Source organism: Bradyrhizobium sp. 14AA, assembly GCF_054185205.1.
On sequence record NZ_JAVAYM010000018.1, the window covers coordinates 184,751 to 197,387 of the forward strand.

The following is a 12,637-nucleotide window of genomic DNA, read 5'->3' on the forward strand; positions in this document are numbered from 1 at the left end:
CCTCACACCCGCCCCTTCAGCGCATCCCCGATCTCGTCCAGCACCTTGGGGTCCTCGATTGTCGCCGGCATGGTCCAGGACTCGCCGTCGGCGATCTTCTTGATGGTGCCGCGCAGGATCTTCCCGGAGCGTGTCTTGGGCAGGCGGCCCACGGTGATCGCGAGCTTGAAGGCGGCGACGGGACCGAGCTTGTCGCGCACCAGCGCGACGATCTCCTTCTCGATCTCGGCAGGTGGCCGCGTCACGCCGGCCTTGAGCACCAGGAAGCCGCAGGGCACTTCGCCCTTGATCGCATCCTTGACGCCGAGCACGGCGCATTCGGCGACGTCCGGATGGGAGGCCAGGATCTCCTCCATGCCGCCGGTGGAAAGCCTGTGGCCGGCGACGTTGATGATGTCGTCGGTGCGGCCCATGACGAAAACGTAGCCGTCCTCGTCCTTGTAGCCGGCGTCCGAGGTCTTGTAGTAGCCGGGGAACTCGCTGAGATAGGCCTCCGCGAAGCGCGAATCCTGATTCCACAGCGTCGGCAGGCAGCCCGGCGGCATCGGCAACTTGATGACGATCGAGCCCATGGTGTTGGGTCCGACCGGCTTGGCCGCCTCGTCGACGACGTCGACCTGGTAGCCCGGCATCGGCACCGTCGGCGAGCCGTGCTTCACCGGCAGCACGCCGAGGCCGACCGGATTGCCGGCGATGCACCAGCCGGTCTCGGTCTGCCACCAATGGTCGATCACCGGCACCTTGAGCTGCACTTCCGCCCATTCCACCGTCGGCGGATCGGCGCGCTCGCCGGCGAGGAACAGCGTGCGGAATTTCGACAGGTCGTATTGCCGGATGAACTTGCCTTCCGGATCGTCCTTGCGGATCGCGCGGAACGCCGTTGGCGCGGTGAACAGCGCCACCGCCTTGTGCTCGGAGATGACGCGCCAGAACGCGCCTGCATCGGGCGTGCCCACCGGCTTGCCCTCATACATGATCGAGGTCGCGCCGTGCAGCAGCGGGCCGTAAACGATGTAGCTGTGGCCAACCACCCAGCCGATGTCCGAGCCGCACCACCAGACCTCGCCCGGCTTGACGCCATAGAGGTTGAACATCGACCACTTCACCGCAACCAGGTGGCCACCATTGTCGCGCACGACGCCCTTGGGAATGCCCGTGGTGCCTGAGGTGTAGAGGATGTAGAGCGGATCGGTCGCCGCAACCGGCACGCAAGGCGCCTTCCGGCCGTCGTTCATCGCCTTGCGGCGCAGGCTTGCCCAATCATAGTCGCGGCCCGGCGTGAGATCGCAGGTGAGCTGCGGACGTTGCAGCACGATGCAGGCCTTCGGCTTCACGCTCGCGAGCTTGATCGCCTCGTCGAGCAGCGGCTTGTACTGCACGATGCGGCCGGGCTCGATGCCGCAGCTCGCGGACAGAATGAGCTTCGGCTGGGCATCGTCGATGCGGGTGGCCAGTTCCTTTGCTGCGAAGCCGCCGAACACCACGGAATGTACCGCGCCGATACGCGCGCAGGCGAGCATCGCGACCACGGCCTCCGGCACCATCGGCATATAGAGGATGACGCGGTCGCCCTTGGCGACGCCGAAATCCTGCATGATGGCGGCCAGCGCCTGCACCTCGCTCAGCAATTCGGCGTAGGTCAGTTTGGTGACGCTGCCGGTCAGCGGCGAATCGTGGATCAGCGCGACCTGGTCGGCGCGGCCGCGTTCGACATGGCGGTCGAGCGCGTTGTAGCAAGTGTTGACGACGCCGCCCGTGAACCAGCGGCCGTAGACACCCTGCGAAGCATCGAAGATCTTTTTCGGCGGTTCGATCCAGTCGATCTCCTTGGCCGCCTCGGCCCAAAAGCCCTCGGGGTCGGCCAGCGAGCGCGCGTGGACCTCGTGATATCGGCTCGTTCCCTGGACGTTCATGAAAGCGCTCCCGTTCCCTTTATTCGCCTGGTCTTGACCTGACGGCAGGACAAGCGTCCCGCCATGACCAGGATCAAGTACCGGCCTTGTTTGCGGGCTATTTTCCCGGGAACGGGCCGCGGTTCAAGCTGAAAAGAACGGTGCATCCTCTCCCTCTCCCCGTTCTGACGGGGACAGGGTGGGGTGAGGGGCTGTTTCCGCAAACACGGTAAGAGCTGGACTCGCGGAGAGCCCCCTCACCCGGAATTTGCCGACGCAAATTCCGGCCGCTCCGCGCAGGCGGGGAAGGCAAGGAAGAGCGCTTCAGCTCTCCATCGCATTCAGCCGCTGCAACCGATCCTGCATGACCTTCTTCAGATCGTAGCCGGGACGGCCGAAACTGGCATTGCGGGTGCTGAGGAAATCGCGTTGGGTCTTGCGCAGGTCGTTCGCCGAGCGCTTGCTCGCAGATTTCAGCGCACGCTCGTAGGTCTCGGCGATCTGGCGGTCGAGCACACCAAGTTGCGGATCGGCACAGATCACCTTCTCGACCTCGCGCCTCGCCGTGGCACAATCGAACGACGGACCGCTATCGTCGGCCGAACGCGCATGCAGCGGGCCCGCGGACGTGGCGCCGAACTTGGCGATCTCGGCGATCATGCTGCGGCGGCCGTCGGCCGCACTCTGGTTGCCTGGATCGAGCCGCAGCGTCGTCTCGAAGTCGGCCAGGGCCTTCTTGCGATCGCCCATCTTGGTGTAAAGCACGGCGCGGTTGTTGTAAGCGAGCGCGAAATTCGGATTGAGCCGCAGTGCAGCGTCGTAGTCGCTGAGCGCGGCGCCGAGCGTGCCCTTGAACTGGTGGGAATCGCCGCGGTTGGTGAAGAAGTTCGGCCGCTGCTCGAGCCGCAGCGCCTGGTCGTAGTCGGCGATCGCCTTGTCGTACTCGCCGAGGTCGGCATAGGACAGGCCGCGGTTGTCGAAGAATTCCGGTTCGGTGGGATCAAGCCGGATCGCCTCGGTTTCGTCGGCGATGGATTTGTCCAGCTGACCGAGCTTCCTGAAGGCCGCAGCGCGGTTGGCGTGGGCGCGCGCGTGGTTCGGATCGAGCCGCAGCGCCTCGTTGAAATCGCGGACGGCCTTTTCGTGGTCGCCGCCGAGATAGAAGGTCGTCCCGCGGTCAGACCAGGCCTGCGCATGATCAGGCTTCAGCTTGATCGCCTGGTCGTAATCGGCGAGCGCGCGGTCGAACCGGTGCTGATTGGTATAGACGATGCCGCGCATCTCGTAGGCTTCGGCATCATTGGGATCGAGCTTGATCGCGGTCGAAAGGTCCGCTGCGGCGCGGTTGAGATCTCCGCCCTCTTCGCGCAGAAGGTCGCCACGCACGCGCCAGGCGCGCGCGTTCTTGCCGTCGAGCGCGATGGCCCGGTCGAGGTCCTTCAAGGCCTGGGTCAGGCCGCTCTCTGTCCTCGCAGTGGCGTCTGCGCGAACGACCAGCGCAGCGGAACGGTCCCGGTCCGGATTGCCGGTCCGATCGATGATCGCATTGCAGGCCGCGATCAGCTCGGATCGGGGCGCCTTGCTGTCGAGCATGCAGTCGACGCCGGCGGCGGCAGGGCCGGCCGCGAGGACAAGGCCGACCGCCAGACTGGCGCCGAGCAGCGCCGATCGGGCAACGGATGACAGTTGCGCGCGAGGCATGCCGCACATGGCTTTGAACTCCGTGGCAGGGGTTTCCCCGTTGTCGCGGCCATGCAGCTCCAGGTTCAAGGTCGCGCGCTTCGCCGCGCCGTACCGGAGCATACCGAAGTCTCCGACTTCTACCTGTGAGCGAGTTAACAGACTTGCATTACCAGTGAGGGTTATTGTGCGCCGGGCATTTCTGGCCAGTCTTGAGACACCGTCCTGAAACCGCGTATCGGCACATTGCCAAATACCACCTAAAATAATTCACTTATATATTTACATCTGGAGGAAACGATGCGGTATGCGATGCCAATCTTCCGACTGCGTTACTGTTCCATCTGGCTCAGCGCTGCCCTGCTCGTCGGAACCACTCTTGCCACAACAGCGCAATACGTCCCCAATCGCCCGACCGATCCGAACCAGCGGCAGGTGGTGCTCGTTCACCAGGACACATCCGATTGTTCAGGCCGCGATGTCCCCAATACCGATTCACCGTCGGTCAGGGGCACGATCTGGGCAACGCGGCTGTTCGACGGCAACACCAGCGTGAAGGTGGCAATAACGGCGAGGCCCAACACGGTCTATCACGTCTCGCTCAAATGCGTTCGCCCGATCGGCGACATCAAGACGGATGACGAGGGCGTCGGCATCCTGTCGCTCGTGTTTCCGACCAATCTGGTCGGCGCGGAGTACTCGTTCGAACTTGCGCCGGAAGTCGCGTCGGCGGGAAGTCGTTACCAGAGCGCGCAGATTTCATTCAAATAGCCGGCCTCTCGCAAGGGCGAGCCTGCATCATTCCATATTCTTGCGTGGCAGAGCCATTGGCAATCGCCACACTCATTTCGGAGAGCACCATGAACAGGATTGCACTGTCGCTCACCATCGCCGCGACATTTCTGCTGCTCGCGCTACCGGCCACTTGCGCTCATGCCCAGGCTTCGCGGACCTGGGTGTCGGGGGTCGGCGACGACGTCAATCCCTGCAGCCGCACCGCGCCATGCAAGACCTTCGCCGGCGCGATTTCCAAGACCGCCATCAACGGCGAGATCAACTGCCTCGATCCCGGCGGCTTCGGCGCAGTGACCATCGTCAAGTCGATCACCATCGACTGCCATGAGATTTTCGGCTCGATCGTCTTCAGCGGCACCAACGGCATCAACATTCCGTTCAACAGCTTCGCGGCGACAGATACGAGAAAGACCGTCCGGCTGCGCAACCTCAATTTGAACGGCGTCGACACCGGCCTTGTCGGGATCCGGATCAGCGGCGGCGCCACCATCACCGGCGGTGTGGTCATCATTGAAGACACCCTCATCGACGGCGTTTTCGCCGGTTCGGCGTCCGGCATCCTGGATGATCGCACGGGCGGCGGCGAATTATACGTTTCCAATACCACCGTCCGAAATACCGGCACCTTCGGTATCGCGTACAATCCCGGAGCCGCCGGGCAGCGCGTCGACATCGCGCTCGACAACGTGCGCGTTCAAAATTCGGCCAATATCGGCATTCTCATCGGCAACAACGGCCGCGCCATGATCAACCGGGCGGTGGTGACGGGCAACGCCCAGGTCGGCGTCGGCGCGTCGGGCGGCGCCGCGGCGGTGGAAATGAACCTCAGCAACAGCGTGGTCAGCAACAACGGTCTCGGCGTGGGCAACCTCAACGGAACAGTCACCGTCCGCCTCTCGAACAACGATATCTCGTTCAATGCCACCGCGTTCAGCGGCGTCACCCAGTCGCATTTCAACAACCGGGTTCAAGGTAACGGTGCGCTTGGTCCGGCTCCGACGCCGATCGGCTCGACCTCCAATCCCACCGGTCTGCAGTAGATGCAGCCAGGACGGGCAACTGGCGATACGGCAAGAGCATGATCGGTCCGATCATGCTCTTGATCCCCGTCTGACGCGTCTTCTTCAGGCGAACCGGTATCCACTTCGCTCGAAAGCGCTCTAGTACCCGTCCACCCCATTGATCCGCTGCAGCCGCTCCTGCATCGCCTTCTTCAAATCATACCCCGGCCGCCCGTAACCGGCATTCCGGCGTGCGATGAACTCGTCCTGCTCGCGCTGAAGCGCCTTGGCTTCAGCCGTATTGCGCGCCTCGCGGATCACGCGCGCATGCGACGCAAAAATCTCGCGGTCGAGATCGGCGAGCTCGCGATTTCCGCAGATCGCCTTCTCCACGGCACGCGTCGCGCTTCTGCAATTGAAACTGGGCTTGCCGGCGACCGCCATCTGCGCCCCGATGCGCTCGAGCTCGCGCGCCATTGCCTTGTGATTGGCCTTGGCCTTCTCATGGTTCGGGTCGATCTTCAGCGCCGCGCCGAAATCCTGCACCGCCCTGGGCTTGTCGCCCTTCTTCAGCCAGAGCTCGCCGCGCGCGTTGAAAATATCGGCGAGCCCGGGATCGAGCTGAAGCACGCGGCTGTCGTCGGCGATCGCACGATCGATCTGGTCGTGCCGCGCATAAAGCGCGCCGCGCGCGATCAGCGCCTTGATCAGGTCGCCCTTCGCCGTCTTCTCATTGTCGATCACCGCCGCGCAGGCCGTGGCCGCCTTGTCCATGTCGTCGGCCGCGGTCGCCGCAAGGCACGGCGCGACATCGACCTGCGCGACGGCCGCCGGCTCGCCGCCGGTCGCAGCATGGGCCGCCGCGAGCGAGAGCGCGCAGAGCAGCCCGGCGCCGGACAATCGAATGAGGAAGGAACGCATGCTCGTCACGGTCGGAAAGTCTCGTCCTTGGGTCGCTTAAGTCTTGCCTTTAAGTCCTTGCCTTGGGGCCGCACTATCCATCATACGGCCGGATTGGTGCTAGCTTGTGGCGCCGCTCAAATCCGTTTCGGGGATCATCGTGTCGACATTCGAATGGATCATCGCGCTTCTGCTCGGCGCCGTTGCCTTATCGGCGCTGGCGCGGCGGATCAAGGTCCCCTACCCGACCTTTCTGGCGATCGGCGGCGCGCTGATCGCCTTCGTGCCGTCGAGCCCGTCCTGGGCGCTGGAGCCCGACCTGGCGCTGGCACTTTTTGTCGCACCGGTGCTGCTGGATGCCGCCTTCGACACCTCGCTGCGGGACCTGCGCAAAAACTGGGTTCCGGTCTCCACGCTGGTGGTCGCCGCGGTCGGCCTGACCACGGTGGGCGTCGCCTACGTCGCGCACCGGCTGATGCCTGACATGCCCTGGGCCGCCGCGATTGCGCTCGGCGCCATCGTGGCACCGCCGGACGCCGCAGCCGCAGTCGCGATCCTGAGCCAGGTCAAGCTGCCCCACCGCATGGTGAAGGTTTTGGAGGGCGAAAGCCTGCTCAACGACGCGACCTCGCTGCTGATCTATCGCATCGCGGTCGGCGCGGTCGCCACCGAGCATCTGACATGGAGCCAGGTCGCGCCGACGATGGCACTGGCCCTGGTCGGCAGCGTCATCGCCGGCCTTCTCGCGGCCCGCATCATTCCGCTGTTCATGGAACGGGTGACGGAGGCGCCGAGCGCGATCATCGTGCAATTCGCCACCACCTTCATGGTCTGGATCGCCGCCGAGCATCTCGGCCTCTCCGGCATCCTCACCATCGTCGTCTACGCCATCACGATCGCGCGTACTGCGCCGGCGCGCATCCCGGCGCGGCTGCGGGTGCCGTCCTATGCGGTCTGGGAGACGATGGTGTTCGTGCTCAACGTGCTCGCCTTCATGCTGATCGGCATGCAAATGCGGCCGATCTGGACGCGGCTGGACGCCGACGTGCGCTGGGAATATTGCGTGGCGGCAGCATGGATCCTGCTGACCGTGGTACTGGTCCGGCTGCTCTGGGTGACGTTCTACCGCACGACGCTGCGCGCGCTGATCGCGCACGGGCTCTATCATCCCAAGGATCCGAAGCAGGTCGCTTCCCCCAAGGGCGGCCTCATCATCTCCTGGTGCGGCATGCGCGGCCTCGTCACGCTCGCCACCGCCTTTGCCTTGCCTGAAAACTTCCCCTACCGCGATTTCATCGTCTTCATCGCCTTTGCGGTGGTGCTGGGTTCGTTGGTCATCCAGGGCCTGACGCTGCGGCCAATGATCCTGGCGTTCGGACTCAAGGATGACGATCCCGTCGGCATCGAGGTCGCTCGCGGCCGCGCGGTCGCCTATCGCGCGGCGCTCGATGCGATCGAGAGCGATCCATCGGAGGAGGCGGAAATCCTGCGGCTCGAATATCGCGCGATCCTGATGCAGGCCGAGACCGATCCCAACGGCGGCATCGCCAATGGCGAACTGCCCGCCGATCCCTTGCGCCGCCGCGCCATCGAGGCCGCACGCAAATCGATCTTCGACCTCCGCGCCACCGAGGTGATCGGCGACGATGCGTTTCACCGCATCGAGGAGGAGCTCGATCGCGCAGAATTGAGCGCGGGGGGCTAGCTCTCTCAACTCGTCGTCCCGGCGAAAGCCGGGACCCATACTCCCAGACAGCAGTTGTCACGCAAGACTGGTAACTCCGAGTCTTCGCCAAACACAATCCTGTGGCTATGGGTCCCGGCCCCCGTGCGCAAATTGCGCACTAGGCCGGGACGACACCGGAGGGTGAACAGCGGGGTTTGAACCAAACCCCGCCCCTCCAGACTCATTCCTGATGACAACCCTGATCGACGACCGTCGTGTACGCGCGCGTGATGCGTCGCCTGCACGATATTTTTATTTCCACATGGCGCTGGCCTGCGCCGCCACCGCGTTTCTCGGCTTCGCACCGACCTATTGGCTTCCCCTCGCGCGCGGTGCGTTTTCCGCGAGCCCCGTGATTCACTTTCACGGGCTCCTGTTCTTCACCTGGTCTCTTTATTTCGTGATCCAGACCTGGCTCGCGGCCTCGGGCCGCGTGGTCAATCATCGTTCGTTCGGCATCGTCGGCGTCTCGCTCGCGACCGCGATGACGATTTTTGGCTTCCTCGCTTCGGTCCATGTGATGCAGCATTCCGCCGCACTCGGTCAAACCGACGCCGGCATCGGCTTCTCGATCGTGCCGATGAGCGGGATCGCGTTCTTTGCCGTGGTGTTCGTGCTCGCGATCATGAACACGCGCAGGCCCGAGATTCACAAGCGCCTGATGCTGCTCGCCGCAGTCTCGATCCTCGATGCCGCGATCGCGCGCTGGTTCCTGACCTTCCTGGCGCCTCCCGGACCGCCCGGCCCGCCGCCGGTGCCCGTCACGATCGCGCCGGCCGTGGTCGCCTCGCTGCTGCTGGTCGTCGCCATGGTGCGCGACTGGCGCACCGAAGGCCGCGTGCATCCGGTCTACATCTATGGCACGCTGGCGCTGCTGGCGGTGAAGGTGCTGAACTGGCCGGTCAGCGAAAGCGCGGCGTGGCATACGTTTGCCGGCGGGATTCTGGCGCTGGCGCAGTGATGATGTCGTCCTGGCGAAAGCCAGGACCCATTACCCCGAATGCAGGTTGCTCGAGCGAACAGGCAACCACGAGTCATCGTCAAACCACCTCCTGTGGTTATGGGCCTTGGCTTTCGCCAGGGCGACGAGGAGCTACGCCCCCGCCTTGCACGTGATCCCGCCGTCCACCACCAATTCGATCCCCGTCACATATTTCGACTCGTCCGACGCCAGGAACAGCGCAGCATTCGCTACGTCGAAGGCGTCGCCCATGTGGCCCATCGGCACTTGCGCATCGCGCGCGCGCCACATCGCCTCCACGTCGCCCTTGGCGTAGCTGTTGGCGAGGCCTGCGGAATGCTCGACCATCGGCGTCTTCATCAGGCCGGGCAGGATCGCATTCACCCGCACATGATGTCGCGCGAACTCGATCGCCGTGGTGCGCGTCATCTGGTTCATCGCCGCCTTGGACGTGCCGTAGGTGACATAGGAGATGCCCATGTGGCGGATCGAGGCGATCGAGGAGATGTTGATGATCGAGCCGCCGCCTTGCTTCACCATGACCGGGATGACGTGTTTCATGGCGAAATAGGCGCTCTTGAGGTTGACGCTGAAGACGCGGTCCCAGCTCTCCTCGGTCACCTCGACCACGCTGCCCATCTCGGCGATGCCGACATTGTTGTCGAGCACGTCGATGCGGCCATAGGCCTTCAGGCACGCCGCCACCATCGCCTCGATCTCGGCGGGACGCGAGACGTCGGCGGTGAACGCCGTCGCCTTGCCGCCTTCGCCGGTGATGATCTTCGCGGTCTCCTCGGCGGCAGCGCCGTTGCGATCGACGCAAAACACCTGCGCGCCCTCGCGCGCGAAGGTCACCGCGGTGGCCTTGCCGTTGCCCCAGCCCGGTCCGATCGAGCCGGCCCCCACCACCATCGCCACCTTGCCCTTGAGCCGATCCATCGTGTGTCTCCCGTGTTGTTGTTCTTGTAGCCCGGATGAGCGGAGCGATATCCGGGGGCAGTGGTCCCGCATATCGCTCCGCTCATGCGGGCTACGGATTGTTGCAAGCACTCATCGTCGTGACGTTAGCACCAATGGGATGCCCGACAATCTCCGACAGCGTCCGGCACTTTCCATCATGGCACAACCGCCACTCCCCGGCCGCGCCGGAATTGCCGAGCACGACCTCCGGCATCGGCGGCCGCTGCGGCTGCCATTGAAACCAGCCGTCGACTAGCCGAGCTTCGGACGGCGGCTCCATGCCGGGGCCGGTGCCCTTGACGCGCGCCTGCACCAGTTCGAGGCCGACAGGGGTCACGCGCCAGTCCTCCTGCCAGTCGACCTTCGCGATCGAATGCGTCCATACCAGCGTGAACGCGGACAGCGCCAGCGCCTTCACGCCGACGACGGTGGCTAAGCAGAGGCTCACACCGCCTCGACCGTTGCCGGCGGACGCTGCCGCCATTGCCACAGCACGAGCGCCGCGGAGAGCACGAAGCCCGCTGTGTCGCTGAACGGGAAGTCGCCGAGCAGGCAGAGCGCGGCGCCGAGCGCGACCGCGCGTTCGAGCAGCGTCAGCCGCGTGAACAGGAATCCGATCGCGACCATGCCGAACAGGGCGATCGCCACCAGCGCCTTGAGGGCCGCCAGCGCCACCGCCCCGTAGAAGCCGAGCTTCGCCGCCATGGGATCGCCGGCTTGCAGCATCAAGGCCGGCGAATAGACGAAGATGAAGGGGATGACGTAACCGGCGAGTGCGATGCGCATCGCCTCCCAACCGATCTTGTCCGGATTCTCCTTTGCGATCGGCGCCGCCGCGAGCGCAGCCAGCGCCACCGGCGGCGAGAGGTCGGCCATGATGCCGTAGTAGAAGGCGAACATGTGGCTCGCAATCAGCGGCACGCCTAACTTTGCCAGCGCGGGCGCGGCCAGCGCGGCGGTAATGATGTAGGTCGGGATGGTGGGAATGCCGGTGCCGAGCAGGATCGACAGCAGCATGGTCATGATCAATGCCAGGAACAGGCTCTTCTCGCCGAGGCCGATCACCCAGCCACCGAAGATGGTACCGACGCCGGTCTGCGACATCATGCCGATGATGACGCCGACGATGGCGCAGGCCATGCCGACGGTGATGGCAGATTTGGCGCTTTCCGCCAGCGCATCGCGGCACTCACGCAAGGCCTTGAACCCGCCACGAATGAAAGCCGTGATCACGATCAACCCAACCACGACGCTTGCGACCGGCACGATCTGCAGACCGTCGCGCGACAGCGCGGCAACAACCAGCGCGAGCCCGACCCAGAAGATGGTGCGGATCACCATGGAGGAGGCTCCGGCCGTGATGCTGGCGCCCAGGATCAACGCCACCGTCAGCGCGAGGCCCATGCTGCCGGCATAGAGCGGCGTAAAGCCTTCGAACAGCATGTAGACCAGCGCCGCGAGCGGCAGCACGAGGTACCAACGCGTCACCAGCGCCTTCCACGCGCTCGGAATCTCCGAACGCTTCATGCCGACGAGCCCGTGCTTGCCGGCTTCCAGATGCACCATCCAGAACGCCGAGGCGAAATAAAGGATCGCAGGGATCGCGGCGGCCTTGACGATCTCCGAGTATTGAACGCCGAGCGTCTCCGCCATGATGAAGGCGACCGCGCCCATCACCGGCGGCATGATCTGCCCGCCCATCGAGGCCGTGGCTTCGACGCCGGCAGCGAACGCACGGCGGTAACCGAACCTGATCATCAGCGGAATCGTGAACTGGCCAACGGTGACGACGTTGGCAACGCCCGAGCCGGAGATCGTGCCCATCATGCCCGAGGCGAACACCGCGACCTTCGCGGGACCGCCGCGGGTGCGGCCGAACAGGCCGAGCGAGACGTCGGTGAACAGCTGGATCATGCCGGCGCGCTCCAGGAACGAGCCGAACAGGATGAACAGGAAGATGTAGGTCGCCGAGACGTAGATCGGCACGCCGTAGAAGCCTTCGGTGCCGAACGACAGGTGCGTAATGATCTGGTCGAAATCATAGCCGCGATGGTTGAGCGGCGACGGCAGGTACTGGCCGAAGAACCAGTAGAGCAGGCACGCGCCGCACATCAGCGGTAGCGCCGCACCCATCAGTCGCCGTGTGCCCTCGAAGATCAGCACGGCGAGCAGCGTGCCGACGGCAAGATCGAGCTTCGTCGGATCGCCGTCCCGCGCGATCAGATCGGCATAGAATATCCATTGATAGAGCCCGCAGAGGAAGCCCGCGCCGCCGACCACCCAGCCGAGCGCGCGGCCGAAATTGCTCTTCGCCGTGAAATTGGCGATCAGGCCGAAGGTGAGCAGCACCAGGAAGCCGACATGGACGCCGCGCACCACCTGGCTCGGCAGATAGTTGAAGGCGGCGACATAGAGCTGGAACGTGGCGAAGGCGATGCCGATCCAGTAGGCGAGCTGACCCCACCAGCCTGGGCCAAAGCCTTCCGGAAAACCGTGCTCGAAATTGTCGAACTCGACCTTGATGGGGGCTTCAGAGCCCTCTGCCTGCAACATCAATATTCCCCGCGGCCCTGAATATGTCATGCCCGGGCTGAACCCACGGGTGTCCGGTTTAGGTTTGAGCCAGACTTAGGCACATCTGGGGCTGATCTTGGCTGATCGTGGGTGGTTGGAGCAAGCTGTCGATACGGCGGCGCTGCATGAGGTTGGCGCGGACCAGTCT

At 64.5% G+C, this 12,637-nt stretch carries 10 protein-coding genes; 4 read left to right on the plus strand and 6 right to left on the minus strand.

Features of this window, described 5'->3' with window-relative positions:
- Positions 1 to 2: 2 nt before the first annotated feature.
- Together RAD15_RS28675 and RAD15_RS28680 are read right to left on the minus strand one after the other, a co-directional pair.
- On the minus strand, positions 3 to 1,913 hold the full coding sequence (locus RAD15_RS28675) for a propionyl-CoA synthetase (RefSeq protein ID WP_458181565.1): 1,911 nt from the start codon (positions 1,911 to 1,913) through the stop codon (positions 3 to 5).
- A 303-nt stretch (positions 1,914 to 2,216) separates the two neighbouring features.
- Positions 2,217 to 3,602, minus strand: a complete 1,386-nt coding sequence (locus RAD15_RS28680) for a tetratricopeptide repeat protein (protein WP_458181577.1) — start codon at positions 3,600 to 3,602, stop codon at positions 2,217 to 2,219.
- A 270-nt stretch (positions 3,603 to 3,872) separates the two neighbouring features.
- Here RAD15_RS28680 and RAD15_RS28685 point away from each other — a divergent pair, with 270 nt between their 5' ends.
- Both RAD15_RS28685 and RAD15_RS28690 read left to right on the plus strand, forming a co-directional pair.
- Positions 3,873 to 4,343, plus strand: a complete 471-nt coding sequence (locus tag RAD15_RS28685; RefSeq protein WP_458181566.1) for a hypothetical protein — start codon at positions 3,873 to 3,875, stop codon at positions 4,341 to 4,343.
- Between the two features lie 89 nt (positions 4,344 to 4,432).
- Positions 4,433 to 5,407 (plus strand): right-handed parallel beta-helix repeat-containing protein, encoded by a 975-nt coding sequence (locus tag RAD15_RS28690; RefSeq protein ID WP_458181567.1) that lies wholly within the window; start codon positions 4,433 to 4,435, stop codon positions 5,405 to 5,407.
- A gap of 120 nt (positions 5,408 to 5,527) precedes the next feature.
- Here RAD15_RS28690 and RAD15_RS28695 read toward each other — a convergent pair whose 3' ends face one another.
- Entirely contained in the window at positions 5,528 to 6,289 is a 762-nt protein-coding gene (locus RAD15_RS28695; RefSeq protein WP_458181578.1) for a hypothetical protein, read from the minus strand.
- 106 nt (positions 6,290 to 6,395) lie between these two features.
- Here RAD15_RS28695 and RAD15_RS28700 point away from each other — a divergent pair, with 106 nt between their 5' ends.
- Entirely contained in the window at positions 6,396 to 7,973 is a 1,578-nt protein-coding gene (locus RAD15_RS28700) for a cation:proton antiporter (protein WP_458181568.1), read from the plus strand.
- Positions 7,974 to 8,184: 211 nt separating this feature from the next.
- Entirely contained in the window at positions 8,185 to 8,955 is a 771-nt protein-coding gene (locus RAD15_RS28705) for a hypothetical protein (RefSeq protein ID WP_458181569.1), read from the plus strand.
- Positions 8,956 to 9,087: 132 nt separating this feature from the next.
- Here the strand turns inward: RAD15_RS28705 and RAD15_RS28710 are convergent, their stop codons facing one another.
- The 3 genes from RAD15_RS28710 to RAD15_RS28720 form a co-directional block, all read right to left on the minus strand.
- Positions 9,088 to 9,894: an SDR family NAD(P)-dependent oxidoreductase gene (locus RAD15_RS28710; RefSeq protein WP_458181570.1), complete on the minus strand. Its 807-nt coding sequence runs from the start codon at positions 9,892 to 9,894 to the stop codon at positions 9,088 to 9,090.
- Between the two features lie 91 nt (positions 9,895 to 9,985).
- The gene (locus RAD15_RS28715) at positions 9,986 to 10,399 is read right to left on the minus strand and encodes a DUF1850 domain-containing protein (RefSeq protein WP_458181571.1); all 414 of its coding nucleotides are present in this window, start codon (positions 10,397 to 10,399) and stop codon (positions 9,986 to 9,988) included.
- Positions 10,360 to 12,468: a TRAP transporter permease gene (locus RAD15_RS28720; protein ID WP_458181572.1), complete on the minus strand. Its 2,109-nt coding sequence runs from the start codon at positions 12,466 to 12,468 to the stop codon at positions 10,360 to 10,362. Before RAD15_RS28720 ends, RAD15_RS28715 begins: the two co-directional genes overlap by 40 nt.
- Between the last annotated feature and the right edge of the window lie 169 nt (positions 12,469 to 12,637).

Coding starts and splice junctions, on each gene's coding strand:
- RAD15_RS28675 (WP_458181565.1), bottom strand. CDS start 1,913: ATGAACGTCCAGGGAACGAGCCGATATCACGAGGTCCACGCGCGCTCG.
- RAD15_RS28680 (WP_458181577.1), bottom strand. CDS start 3,602: ATGTGCGGCATGCCTCGCGCGCAACTGTCATCCGTTGCCCGATCGGCG.
- RAD15_RS28685 (WP_458181566.1), top strand. CDS start 3,873: ATGCGGTATGCGATGCCAATCTTCCGACTGCGTTACTGTTCCATCTGG.
- RAD15_RS28690 (WP_458181567.1), top strand. CDS start 4,433: ATGAACAGGATTGCACTGTCGCTCACCATCGCCGCGACATTTCTGCTG.
- RAD15_RS28695 (WP_458181578.1), bottom strand. CDS start 6,289: ATGCGTTCCTTCCTCATTCGATTGTCCGGCGCCGGGCTGCTCTGCGCG.
- RAD15_RS28705 (WP_458181569.1), top strand. CDS start 8,185: ATGACAACCCTGATCGACGACCGTCGTGTACGCGCGCGTGATGCGTCG.
- RAD15_RS28710 (WP_458181570.1), bottom strand. CDS start 9,894: ATGGATCGGCTCAAGGGCAAGGTGGCGATGGTGGTGGGGGCCGGCTCG.
- RAD15_RS28715 (WP_458181571.1), bottom strand. CDS start 10,399: ATGGCGGCAGCGTCCGCCGGCAACGGTCGAGGCGGTGTGAGCCTCTGC.
- RAD15_RS28720 (WP_458181572.1), bottom strand. CDS start 12,468: ATGTTGCAGGCAGAGGGCTCTGAAGCCCCCATCAAGGTCGAGTTCGAC.